The sequence below is a fragment of the Streptomyces sp. NPDC054887 genome (assembly GCF_053610585.1).
Map to the genome: position 1 here is coordinate 1 of NZ_JBSGYQ010000027.1, position 12064 is coordinate 12064.

The 12064-nt window shown below is 71.7% G+C and carries 11 protein-coding genes; 8 read left to right on the plus strand and 3 right to left on the minus strand.

The features are described 5' to 3' along the window. Positions 1 to 38: 38 nt before the first annotated feature. Positions 39 to 1358, minus strand: coding sequence for an ABC transporter substrate-binding protein (locus ACWGH0_RS17185; protein WP_453404968.1), 1320 nt, complete (start codon positions 1356 to 1358; stop codon positions 39 to 41). Between the two features lie 283 nt (positions 1359 to 1641). Here ACWGH0_RS17185 and ACWGH0_RS17190 point away from each other — a divergent pair, with 283 nt between their 5' ends. From ACWGH0_RS17190 to ACWGH0_RS17210, 5 genes are all read left to right on the plus strand, one after another. Beyond that, positions 1642 to 2658, plus strand: coding sequence for a LacI family DNA-binding transcriptional regulator (locus ACWGH0_RS17190; protein WP_453405038.1), 1017 nt, complete (start codon positions 1642 to 1644; stop codon positions 2656 to 2658). Between the two features lie 144 nt (positions 2659 to 2802). Then, the gene (locus tag ACWGH0_RS17195; RefSeq protein WP_453404969.1) at positions 2803 to 4113 is read left to right on the plus strand and encodes an ATP-grasp domain-containing protein; all 1311 of its coding nucleotides are present in this window, start codon (positions 2803 to 2805) and stop codon (positions 4111 to 4113) included. Positions 4114 to 4142: 29 nt separating this feature from the next. Beyond that, the gene (locus ACWGH0_RS17200; protein ID WP_453404970.1) at positions 4143 to 6185 is read left to right on the plus strand and encodes a CocE/NonD family hydrolase; all 2043 of its coding nucleotides are present in this window, start codon (positions 4143 to 4145) and stop codon (positions 6183 to 6185) included. 105 nt (positions 6186 to 6290) lie between these two features. Further along, positions 6291 to 6977, plus strand: coding sequence for a TNT domain-containing protein (locus tag ACWGH0_RS17205; protein ID WP_453404971.1), 687 nt, complete (start codon positions 6291 to 6293; stop codon positions 6975 to 6977). A gap of 9 nt (positions 6978 to 6986) precedes the next feature. After that, positions 6987 to 7226, plus strand: coding sequence for a hypothetical protein (locus tag ACWGH0_RS17210; protein ID WP_453404972.1), 240 nt, complete (start codon positions 6987 to 6989; stop codon positions 7224 to 7226). Positions 7227 to 7257: 31 nt separating this feature from the next. On the opposite strand, the gene ACWGH0_RS17215 is transcribed toward ACWGH0_RS17210, so the two are convergent. Next, a complete protein-coding gene (locus ACWGH0_RS17215) occupies positions 7258 to 8853 on the minus strand; it encodes an extracellular catalytic domain type 1 short-chain-length polyhydroxyalkanoate depolymerase (RefSeq protein ID WP_453404973.1) in 1596 nt (531 codons plus the stop codon). A 436-nt stretch (positions 8854 to 9289) separates the two neighbouring features. Between ACWGH0_RS17215 and ACWGH0_RS17220 the strand changes: the two genes are divergently transcribed. Next, positions 9290 to 9736, plus strand: a complete 447-nt coding sequence (locus tag ACWGH0_RS17220; RefSeq protein WP_453404974.1) for a subtilase-type protease inhibitor — start codon at positions 9290 to 9292, stop codon at positions 9734 to 9736. A gap of 103 nt (positions 9737 to 9839) precedes the next feature. Here the strand turns inward: ACWGH0_RS17220 and ACWGH0_RS17225 are convergent, their stop codons facing one another. Then, on the minus strand, positions 9840 to 10373 hold the full coding sequence (locus ACWGH0_RS17225; protein ID WP_453404975.1) for a CGNR zinc finger domain-containing protein: 534 nt from the start codon (positions 10371 to 10373) through the stop codon (positions 9840 to 9842). Positions 10374 to 10478: 105 nt separating this feature from the next. Here ACWGH0_RS17225 and ACWGH0_RS17230 point away from each other — a divergent pair, with 105 nt between their 5' ends. Together ACWGH0_RS17230 and ACWGH0_RS17235 are read left to right on the plus strand one after the other, a co-directional pair. After that, positions 10479 to 10772, plus strand: a complete 294-nt coding sequence (locus ACWGH0_RS17230) for a hypothetical protein (protein WP_453404976.1) — start codon at positions 10479 to 10481, stop codon at positions 10770 to 10772. 30 nt (positions 10773 to 10802) lie between these two features. Further along, positions 10803 to 11888 carry a DNA alkylation repair protein gene (locus tag ACWGH0_RS17235; protein ID WP_453404977.1) on the plus strand — a complete coding sequence of 362 codons (1086 nt, stop codon included), beginning with the start codon at positions 10803 to 10805 and terminating at the stop codon, positions 11886 to 11888. Positions 11889 to 12064: the final 176 nt, after the last annotated feature.

Below are 12064 nucleotides of genomic sequence, written 5' to 3' on the forward strand. Positions count from 1 at the left end.
GGATCGCGGCGGTCGCCGGGACACCGGGGCGGCCGGACTCAGCCGGTGGCCTTCTCGATGCGCTCCTCGGTGGCCTTCCAGGCCGCGTCGGGGCTCTTGTTCTGCGACTCGATGAGCGTCAGCCCCTGCGAGAAGATGTCCTTGATCGTGCCGTCCTTGCGGCCGAGGACCTGCTTGTCGGGGATCTCCTGGGCGGCTTCGCCGAAGATCCGGCCGATGGGGGCGTCGTTGAAGTACGCGGACTTGGCGTCCACGACGGCGGGGGCCTTCAGCGCCTCCTGCGAGGACGGGAAGTTGCCGATCTTCTTGAAGACGTGCTCCTGCTGCTCGGGTGCGGTCAGCCAGGCGACCAGCTTCTTCGCCTCCTCCTTCACCGGGCTCTTGTCGATGACGCCGAGGAAGGAGCCGCCCCAGTTCGCGCCCTTGGGCGCCTTGGCGACGTCCCACTTGCCCTTGTTCGCCGGACCGGCCTTCTCACTGATGTGGCCGAGCATCCAGGCCGGGCAGACCGCCGTCGCGAAGGTGCCGTTGGCCAGGCCGGGGTCCCAGCCGGGCTGGAACTGCCGCAGCTTCGCCGTCAGGCCCGTGCGGCCGGCCTCCGAGGCGAGCTTCCAGGCTTCGGTGACCGCGGGGTTGTCCTTGTAGATCAGCTCGCCGGACTCGTTGTAGAACTGCTCCGAGTTGCCGTAGATCATGGCGTTGAACAGCCCGCTGGCGCTGTCCATGAACGCGACCTTGTCCTTCTTGTTGCCCTTCTTGAAGTCCTTGCCCGCTGCGACGTACTTCGACCAGTCCCCCTCCCACAGCTTCGCGACCTCCTCGCGGTCGGTCGGCAGACCCGCCTGCTCGAACAGGTCCTTGCGGTAGCAGACGGCCATGGGCCCGATGTCGGTGCCGAAGCCGATGACCTTGTCGTCCTTGGCCGTGACCTGGCTGAGCTTCCACGGCAGGAAGTGGTCGGCGCCCTTGACATCGGACAGGTCGGCGAACCGCGCGGCCTGGGTGTCGGCCAGCTCCTTGGCGCGCCCGATCTCTATGCCCTGGATGTCCTTGAGCCCGCTGCCCGCGGCGAGGTGCGTCTGGAGTGCGGTGTAGTACGTCTGCTCGTCACCCGCGACCTCGGCCTCGATGAGGACGTTCGGGTTCTCCTTCATGTACTGGTCGAGGAGGCCGGTCTCCTTGTATCCCATGACGCCGAACAGGCCCATGGTGATGGTGGTCTTGCCGTCCTTGACGCCACCGCCGGTCCCTCCCCCGCCGTCTCCGCCGCCGCTGCATCCGACGACCAGGCCGAGTGCGGCCACGGTCGAAACGGTAGCCACAACCTTTGTACGCAACAGCTTGTGAGCCCTGCTCATGTAGCCCTCCCAGTGGCGGCGCCGACGCACCGGAGTACATGCCGGTCAGTCCGCTCTGTGGCCTCGAATGGTGAAGTGGGTACGTTCCCACTGGCGAGGTGGGAACGTACCCACCAAGTTCCCGAAGACTGGCCGCCGCGCGTACCCTCTGTCAAGAACTTGAATCGACTTCGTTGCGGACAGATGTCCGGCGAAGATCCGCCGACGCCCGCGTCGGCCGGTCGCCTTCTGGCACAATGCGCTGGTGAACGGCGCCCGGACGTCGTTCTACGAGGAGGAAGCCATGGGGGGAAGGCAGCGTCCGACCATCAAAACCGTGGCCGCGCGAGCCGGAGTGGGGCGGACGACCGTTTCACGTGTCATCAACGGTTCGACGCTCGTCAGCGACGAGGCCCGCGCCGCCGTCCTGGCCGCGATCGCCGAACTCAACTACGTACCGAACTCCGTCGCCCGCGGCCTCGTCACCAGCCGGACCAACTCCGTCGCGCTGGTGATCCCCGAGTCCGAGAGCCGGCTGGGCTCCGAGCCGTACTTCTCGGCCGTCATCCGCGGCGTCAGCACCGCGCTGGCCGACACACGGACCCAGCTCCAGCTGGTGCTCGTACGGGACAAGGGCGAGCAGGACGAGCTGACCGACTCGGTGGCCGAGCGGCGGGTGGACGGCGTCCTGCTGGTCTCGGTGCACGAACGCGATCCGCTGCCCGGCCTGCTGGAGGACATGGGCCTGCCGACCGTGCTCGCCGGCCGCCGCTCCCCCGCCGAACACCTCAGCCACGTCCACTCCGACAACCTCGGCGGCGCGGCGGCGGCCGTCCGCCACCTCGTCACCCGCGGCCGCACGGCGATCGCCACGATCACCGGTCCGCTGGACATGGACGTGGGCCGCACCCGGCTCCAGGGCTGGCGCGACGCGCTGGAGGAGGCGGGCCGTGCCGCCGACGAACGGCTGGTCGTCGCGGGTGACTTCACCGAGACGGGAGGCGAGCACGCCATGCGTTCGCTTCTTGAAACCGCCCCGGAACTGGACGCCGTCTTCGTGGCGTCCGACGTCATGGCCGCCGGCGCGCTGACGGAGCTGCGCCGGCAGGGACGGCGTGTGCCGGACGACGTGGCCGTGGTCGGATTCGACGACTCGTTCTTCGCCCGGCACACCGACCCGCCGCTGACGAGCGTGCGCCAGCCGATCGAGGAGATCGGCGCCACGATCGCCAAGGTGCTGCTGCGCGAGATCGCCGACCCCCAGGCGCCGCGGCAGCACATCGTCCTCCCGACCTCGCTCGTGGTGCGCGGCTCCTCCTGACGCCTGCCGGCGACCCCGGCCGACGCCCTTCGCCGGCACCCCTTGCCGAGTCGGCCGACCCTTCCGACCTGCCGGTTTCCCGATCCGATGTGTGAGAAGCGCCTGACGAGGAAGGCGACCGGGACAGCCGACGAAGGAGAGTCAGTGAGCGATCGCAAGAACATATTCGTGCTGGGCCTGGACGAGTCCAACCTGCCGACCCTGCGCGCGGTGCCGGGCGTGGAGGACTACGCGTTCCACCCGCTGCTCACCATCGAGGAGCTCCAGCACGGCGAGGTGTCCGTGGCCGAGCTGTTCGAGAAGGCGCAGAAGGTGCTGGACGATTTCGACGGCGGCATCGACGCGATCGTCGGTTACTGGGACTTTCCCGTGAGCACGCTCGTGCCGATGCTCAGCGAGCGCTACGGCACCCGCAGCACCGGCCTGGAGTCGGTCGTCAAGTGCGAGCACAAGTACTGGAGCCGGCTCGAACAGCAGAAGGTCGTCGACGAGCATCCGCGCTTCGGGCGGGTGGACCTGGAGGCGGCCGACCCGCGGCCGCCCGAGGGCATGAGCTTCCCCATGTGGCTGAAGCCGGCCCTGTCGTACTCGTCGGAGCTGGCCTTCGGCGTCAAGGACGAGCAGGAGTTCCGCGAGGCGGTCGAGGCGATCCGCAAGGGCGTCGCCCGGGTGGGCCGCCCCTTCGAGTACATCCTCGACCGGCTCGACCTGCCGGAGGAGATGGCCGGGGTCGGCGGCCAGGTCTGCCTGGCCGAGGAGGCACTCTCCGGCATCCAGGTCGCGGTGGAGGGGTACGTCCACGAGGGCGAGGTCACCGTGTACGGCGCCCTCGACTCGATCAACTACCCGGACTCCTCCAGCTTCCTGCGCCACCAGTACCCCTCCGCGCTGCCGGAGCCGGTGATCCGCCGGCTGCACGACGTGTCGGAACGTGTGATGCGGCAGATCGGCATGGAGGCGGCGACGTTCAGCATCGAGTACTTCTACGACCCGCACACCGACGCGATCAACCTGCTGGAGATCAACCCGCGGCACTCGCAGTCGCACGCCGAGTTGTTCGAGTACGTCGACGGCGTCCCGAACCACCACTGCATGATCAGCCTCGCCCTCGGCAAGGACCCGGCGCTTCCGCACCGCGCGGGCCCGTACGAGGTGGCCGCCAAGTGGTACTACCGCTGGTTCGCCGACGGCGCCGCGCGCCGGGTGCCCACGCCCGAGGACATCGCCCGCATCGAGCGGGAGATCCCGGGCGTGCGGATCGACGTGGTGCCCGAGGAGGGGCAGCGGCTGTCCGAGACGCCGCAGCAGGACAGCTACAGCTACGAACTGGCCCACATCTTCACGGGCGGGAACAGCGAGAAGGAGCTGCGGGAGAAGTACGACCGCTGTGTGGCGGCGCTCGGCCTGGCCTTCGACGAGACGACTCCGGGCGGTCGCGACCAGAAGAACGTCTGAGGACACGAGGGAAGGAGCGGCCCAGCCGTATGCGTTTCGTGAGCAATCTGCCGCACGCGACGAAGGAAGAGGAACACGTCGTCGTCCCCATGTCCGACGGCACCCGCCTGTCCGCGCGGATCTGGCGCCCCGTCTCCTCGGACGAGGAGCCCGTGCCGGCGGTGCTGGAGGCCATCCCGTACCGCAAGCGCGACCTGACCGCGGTGCGCGACTCGATCCACCATCCCTACATCGCCGGTCACGGCTACGCCTGCGTCCGCGTGGACCTGCGGGGCACGGGCGACTCCGAGGGCGTCCTGGCCGACGAGTACCTGGAGCGTGAGCAGGCCGACGCCGAGGAGGTCCTCGCCTGGCTGGCCGAGCAGCCGTGGTGCGACGGCAGCACCGGCATGATGGGCATCTCCTGGGGCGCGTTCGCCGCCCTCCAGACGGCGGCCCGGCGGCCGCCGAGTCTGCGCGCCGTCGTCATCGCGTCCTTCACGGACGACCGGTACGCCGACGACATGCACTACATGGGCGGTGCGATGCTGTCGGACAACCTCGCGGAGGCGGGGACGATGTTCGCGTACGCGACCTGCCCCCCTGACCCGGCGGTGGTCGGTGACCGCTGGCGCGACATGTGGCACGAGCGGATGGAGAACACCCGTCCGTGGGTTCTCCAGTGGCTGCGCCACCAGCGTCGCGACGACTACTGGCGGCAGGCATCGGTCTGCGAGGACTACACGGCCGTGCGCTGTCCGGTGCTGGCGTCCAGCGGGTGGGCCGACGGCTACTCCAACGCCGTGACGCGGCTGCTGGGGAACCTGGACGTGCCGCGCAAGGGACTGATCGGCCCCTGGTCGCACAAGTTCCCGCACCTGGGCGAGCCGGGGCCGGCCATCGGCTACCTCCAGGAAGTCGTCCGGTGGTGGGACCACTGGCTGAAGGGCGCCGACAACGGCGTCATGGACGGGCCGATGCTCCAGACCTGGATGCAGGAGAGCGTGCCGCCCTCGACGTCGTACGAGGAGCGGCCCGGCCGCTGGGTCGGCGAGCCGCAGTGGCCCTCGCCGCACATCCGGCCCGTCGCGCATCCGCTGCTGCGGCACCGCATCGCCGTACCGCCGGAGGACGGGGAGCCCGCCGCGGGCGGCGCGGGTGAGCCGATGACCGTGCAGTCGCCGTTGTCCGTCGGTCAGTTCGCCGGCAAGTGGGCGTCGTACAACGCCCCGCCGGACCTGCCGTACGACCAGCGCGAGGAGGACGGCGGATCCCTGGTCTTCGACAGCGCGGAGCTGAGCGAGCCGGTCGAGATCCTGGGGTCCCCGACGGTCGAACTCGACCTGTCCGTCAGCGAACCGGTGGCGACGGTCGCCGCCCGCCTCTCCGACGTGGCGCCGGACGGCCGGGCCACCCGGGTCACGTACGGCGTGCTGAACCTGACGCACCGGGACGGGACGGGCGAGCCCGAGCCGCTGGAGCCGGGCCGGCGCTACCGCGCCACCGTGCAGCTCAACGGCGTGGCCCAGGTCTTCCCGCCGGGCCACCGCATCCGGCTCTCGCTGTCCACGTCGTACTGGCCGCTGGCCTGGCCGCCGCCCCGGCCCGTCCTGCTGAGCGTCCACGAGGGGTCGAGCACCCTGACGCTGCCGGTGCGCCCGGTCGAGGAGCCGGACGAGCTGCCGCAGCGGCCCTTCGGCGAGCCGGAGGGCGCCCCGCCGATCACCACCACCCGGCTGTCGCCTCCCGAGCAGCGCTGGGAGGTCAGGCGCGACCTGATCGGGTACGAGTCCGCGCTGGAGATCGTGAAGGACCGGGGCACCGTGCGCATCGACGACATCGGCCTCGACGTCGGCTGCCGCGCGTACGAGCGCTACACGGCCACCGCCGACGACTTCACGTCGGTCGGCGGCGAGGCGGCCTGGACCATGCGGTTCCGGCGGGACGACTGGGACGTGCGGGTGGAGACCCGTACGGAACTGCGGTGCAGCGAGAGCGAGTTCTTCGTCGACGCGACGCTCGACGGGTACGAGGGCGACCGCCGGGTGTTCTCCCGCACCTGGAACGAGACCCTGCCGCGGGACCTGCTCTGACCGGACCCCTCGGGGTGACGGGCTCCGATGCGGCGGCGCGCAGCGTAGTGGATCCACTACGCTGCGTTTCGTCGTGTTGGACGCAGTATCCCGAGGGGACCTTGAGTGAACCGGATCCGCACCGTACTCGCCGCGCTCGGCATCACCGCCGCGACGGCGCTCGCGCCCGCCGCGAGCGCCGCTCCGCAGCCGCCGCCCCCCGAGGAGCGGCGGACCGCCGGGGCGTCCCGTCCGGAGCCGTGCACCGGCTCCTTCCAGGACGACGCGCGGCTCGGGCCCCAGTGGCTGCCCTCGGCTCACGAGGAGCCGGTGGGACCGCTGCTGCGGGGCTACCAGCGCACAGGGGGGTTGTCGCCGTCGGCCTTCCTCAAGGAGTACTGGCAGGGGCCCGCCGACACGGGCGGCTGGAAGTACCCGCCCAACGACGGGTTCGCCGAGGTGAACGGCGAGGTCGACAAGGCGCCCACGGAACTGCGGGACGGTCAGCGGCTGGACCGCTTCGGTTCCGAGTACGGGTCCTACCTCGCGCCCGCCGGTGATCCCTACGCCCGGCGCGCGCTGCCGCCGCAGAATCTCAACACCCGTGAGCCGTCCGTGCCGTGCGACTACCGCGTCTACGAGGTCACCAAGCCCTTCCAGGTGTGGCAGGGCAGCATCGCGCCGTGGTTCGGGCAGCCGGGCGGGGGGCAGCAGATCAAGCTCGACCCGGCGTTCCTGGATCCGGGCCAGGGGCAGCGGCTGAACGTGAAGTGGCTGCTGGAGCACGACTACCTGGAACCGGCCGGCGCATAGGCCGCCCCCATGGACCGCCACGAACTGCGGGCCGCGCTCGGCGCGGCGGGAGTGCCCGACGGCTGCTTCCGCATCGAGGGCGTCCACGAACCGGTGCCCACGCCCCCCGACTTCCTGTGGCTGAGGAAGAGCCGGGAGGCGGATGGGGCGTGGGAGACCGGTGTGTACGAACGCGGCGTCTACGAGACCCTGTCCCGGCACGCGAGCGAGGCCGGCGCCTGCACGCATCTGCTGCGCCTGCTGACCTGAGCCACCCGCCGGCGGACGGCGTCCGGCCCCCTCACTCCCACTCCACCGTGAGGGTCGCCGACGCCCCGGACTTCACGAACACGTACGCCGTGGCGGTGGGCGCGGCGGCCAGCCGCAGACGCACCTGCGTGGTCCCGGTGGTGTTCACCGCCGTGAAGTCGGTCGACGTACGGGTTCCGGAGGTGAAGCGGCCGATCTCCGCCGCGTCGGACGCCGAGGCGGCGGCGCTCCAGTCGTCGGCGCCCGTCGCGCAGCCGGCGCCGAAGCAGCCCGACCTGACGTCCAGCACCATACGGTTCCCGGCCGCCCAGGGGTCGCCGCTGCCCGTGGCGTACGTGACGCTGACGTAGGCGCGCTTCACGGTGGCCCCGTCGGGGACGGACGAGGTGTCGAAGGAGAGCAGGGCGCGGTTGTGCTGCCCGTCCGCGCCCCTGCCGACCGCCACGCCGTAGGTGGACTCCAGCGTGCCGACGGCCGCTCCGGCGCCGGTCGCCGCGGCCTTCACGTATCCGTCGTCCGCCGCCCGGCTGGGCAGGACCACGGTGTGCGCGCCGCCGCCGGGGGGTGGTGTGCCGCCGGCGCCGAGGCCCCAGAACAGCCCGATGCGGTACGCGGCGCACACGTTGACGTCGAGGACGTACGCCCCGGCGGTGCCGCACTGCTCCGCGCCGGTGCCGGGGTCGACCGGCTGGCCGTGGCCCATGCCGGTGATCGCGTACGTCTCGACGACCGCACGCCCGGCGCCGTCGCGGTACACGGCGTGCGGGTGGCCCGCGACGGTGTCGGTGGTGTCGGCCGCCGTGTCGACGCCGTGGACGTCGGTCCACTGCTCCACGGTCTCCCGGAGGTTGGCGGGGACCACGGTGGTGTCGCTCGTTCCGTGCCAGACCGAGAGGGTCGGCCACGGCCCGGCGTAACCCGGGTGGGCGGCGCGGACCTTGGCGCCCCACGCCGACGGCGAGAGGTCGGTGCCGGGACTCATGCAGGTGTAGGCGGCCGCGACGGAGGTCGCGCAGGCGTACGGGAGGCCGGCGACCGGCGCTCCGGAGGCGAAGACGTCGGGGTACGCGGCGAGCATGACGCTGGTCATGGCCGCGCCCGCGGAGAGCCCGGTGGCGTGGACGCGGGCGGGGTCGCTGCCGAGGTCCGCCTTCATCCGGTCCGTCATCTGCTTGACCGACAGGGCCTCGCCGGAGCCGCGCCCGATGTCGGCCGCCTCGAACCAGTTGAAGCAGGAGTTGAGGTTGTTGGACGACTGCTGCTGCGGCAGCAGGAGCGCGAAGCCCCAGCGGTCGGCCATGGCCGTCCAGCCGGTCTCCGCGTCGTACGCCGCCGCCGACTGCGTGCAGCCGTGCATCGCCACGACCAGGGGCCGCCCGGCCGGCAGCCCGTCCGGGACGTAGCGGAACATCCGCAGCGCGCCCGGGTTCGTGCCGAAGCCGGTGACCTCGGTGAGCGAGGCGGCCCGCGCGGGGGGCGCGAAGGCGGTCCAGCCCGTGCCGAGGAGGGCGGCGAGCAGTGCGAGGAGCACGGCGACGGCCGGGAGCCCCTTCTGCGCACCGGCCCGCGTACCGGCTCTCGTGCGCGCCTTCGTACGGGCTTCCTCACGGGCTGCGCTTGTATACATGGCGGCTCCTTCAGCGGGTCTCCCCGTCCGTGCGGGAATCGGAGCGTAGGGCCGCTCTGGCGGGGCGCAGGACGGGGCGGCGCCACCGTCACGAGCGGCGGGGGGTGTGGTCCGCACACGTTGCCGTCTACCGCGCCACGGCCGCCGGAACCGATGGTTTCCAGTCGAAGCGGCGTAGGTGACGAGTGAACCATTTTCGAGAAAGCGCAGCTCACAGCTTTGTTTCGCGTTATACCACTGCGGCGTGTCCACATGATGGACACCCGCCGAGGTGACATGCACACCACCTCCGAGCTGCCCGAACGACCATTCGGTCAGGTCACTCGCCCCGCTTGCGGCCGGATTGCACTGATCGGTGTGCGCTCACTGTCCGCGTCGGCAACACTCCTCACCGCAACACCTCCGCAACTCATCCGCAATCGAAGGAGTTTCATTCATGCGTCGCATCCGGAACACGCTCGGCGCCGTCGGCGCGGCCACGGTCCTCGCCCTCACGGGCGCTGCCACCGCCACCCCGGCTCACGCGGAGCCGGCCGGGACGACCAGCCTCTACGCCCCGTCCGCGCTGGTCCTCAGCACGGGCACGGGCGAGGAAGCGGGCGCGGCGACCGTCACGCGAGCCGTGACGCTCAGCTGCGCGCCCACCCCCGGCGGCACCCACCCGTCGCCCGAGGCCGCCTGCGCGGAACTGCGGAACGCGGGCGGTGAGTTCTCCGGCCTGGTCGACACGTCGCCGCGGCGGATCTGCACCCGCGAATGGGACCCGGTCGTGATCACCGCCCAGGGCGTGTGGCAGGGCAAGCCCGTCTCATGGTCGACGACGTTCGGCAACACGTGCCTGATGGAGGCCGGCCTGGCCGAGGGGGCGCTCTTCGCCTTCTGACCGTACGGCCCGTACGGAGGCCGCCCCGGCCGGGGAAGCGACCCCGGCCGGGGCGGCACGGGTGCGGGCCGGGACTTCCGGGGACTCCGCCGACGGCGGGCGGTCAGCCGCGCCGGGTGGACCGCACCCGGTTGCCGCAGCCGACTGAGCACCACGCCTGGTCCCTGCGCCGGGCCAGGAAGAACATGCCGCAACTCGGGGCGTGGCATCGCCGCACCCGTCCGCGGTCCGGGCCGGCGGCCAGCACGAGCGCCTCACGGGCGACGACCGCGGCGGCGCCCCCGCCGTGCTCCCGCTGTTCGAGTCGGCCGTCCCCGGTCAGCCGCAGCACGACGGGGGCCGACGAGGCCAGTTCGTTCAGGCCGTCCCGCACACCGCCGGGCAGCGGTTCCTGTCCGGCGGTCGCGTCGAGCGCGTCGCGGACCAGCCCGCGCAACGGCCCGAGTTCTTCGAGGGGCAGTCCGGCGAGCGCGCGGTCCGCGGCCCGTTCCCGCCAGCGCCGGGTGAGCTCCGGGTCCGCGAAGAAGTCCACATCACCACGGCGGGGGCCCGCGCCGACGACGACCGTGTTGGCCAGATCGAGGACACCCGAACCCTCACCGATCCACGGCATTTCCTGGAGGTCACGGATGGTCATGCGGCCAATCTACCGGATTCGGCGGAGCGAACCCGTGATAACGTGACCTCACGGATTCAGGCAGTCAATTGCGTGAGTCACAGGCTCGTCGTCACGGAGGACGTCGTGAGCACAACCATCGAGTACGTGAGATTCGAGACCACCGATCCCGCCGCCCTCACCGCCCAGCGGGAGCGGCTCGTCGCCCTGCTCAGGGAGCGGTACGGTGACGGCTTCCAAGGGGCGCACCTGGCCCGCTTCGACGACGGCACCCTGCTCGACTTCATCGTCTGGTCGTCCGCCGAGGTCGCCGAGCGCGCCGCGAGGGAGATGCCGTCCGATCCCCGCGCGGCGGGCTTCTTCGGCCTCATCGGCAGCGTGCACGAGATGCGGCACGCCCAGGTGCTCCACAGCGCGTAACGCCGGCCCACCACTCGGGAGACCCACGCCGTGCCCTCGGCAGACGAACTGCTCAACGCCCAGACGCTCACCCGCCTCGCCCGGTGCCTGACACGGGCCGACGCCGGGGTCACGGCCGCGGCGCTCCGGGGGTGCGGCGCCGGCCTGGACGGCCTGCGCTTCACCGAGCGGGTGGCCCTCGTCAGGGACGCCGTCCTCGCCGACCTGCCGGCGGACTTCCCCGCCTTCGCCCGGGTGCTGCGGTCGGCGCTGCGGGACGACGGCTTCACCGGCTGGATGATCTTCCCGGTGACGGAGGCCGTCGCCGTCCGGGGCCTCGGCGACTTCGAGCCGGCCCTCGCGCTCCTGGCGGAACTGACCCCCCGCCTGACCGCCGAGACGGCGGTCCGTCCCTTCCTCGCCACCGACCAGGAGCGCGCCCTGCGCTTCATGCGGCGGTGGACCACCCACCCCGATCCGCACGTCCGCCGGCTGGCGAGCGAAGGAACCCGGCCGCGCCTGCCCTGGGCGCCCCGGCTGCCCGCGCTGATCAGCGATCCGGCCCCCGCGCTGCCCCTGCTCGACGCGCTGTACCGGGACGACTCCCCCTACGTGCGCCGCTCGGTGGCCAACCACCTCAACGACATCAGCCGCGACCACCCCGCCACCGCCGTGGGCGTCGCGGCGCGCTGGCTGGACGCGCCCGCGCCGACGACCTTCCGGGTGGTACGGCACGGCCTGCGGACCCTGGTCAAGGCGGGCGACCCCGAGGCGCTCACCCTGCTCGGGCACTCCCCCGCGCTCCCGGTGACCGTCGAGGGTCCGCACCTGCACAAGGCGGAGATCCGCGTGGGCGACGACCTCGTCTTCGACTGCGCCGTCACCAACGACGACGACCGTCCGGCCCACGTCGTCATCGACTACGTCGTCCACCACGTGAAGGCCGACGGCCGCCTTACCCCCAAGGTCTTCAAGCTCACCACCCGGTCCCTGGCACCCGGCGAGACGTGGCGCGCCACGCGCCGGCACTCCTTCCGGCCCCTCACCACCCGCCGCTACCACCCGGGCACCCACCTCGTGCGGATCCAGGTCAACGGCCGCCCCCACGACGAGGTTCCGTTCCTGCTGCACGGCTGATCACGAGGGTCCCAGCCGCTTTGTCCTGGGTGCGGAAGAAGTTGGGAATGCGGACGCCAAAGGGGTTACGCGGCGGGACGAAGGCCGCTAACTTCCTTGCAACGCACCGGACATGAACATGTGTCCGGCGCGCTTTCCGGCGCGACGGCGCGCGCCTGGCTCCCCCCGGCGGGACT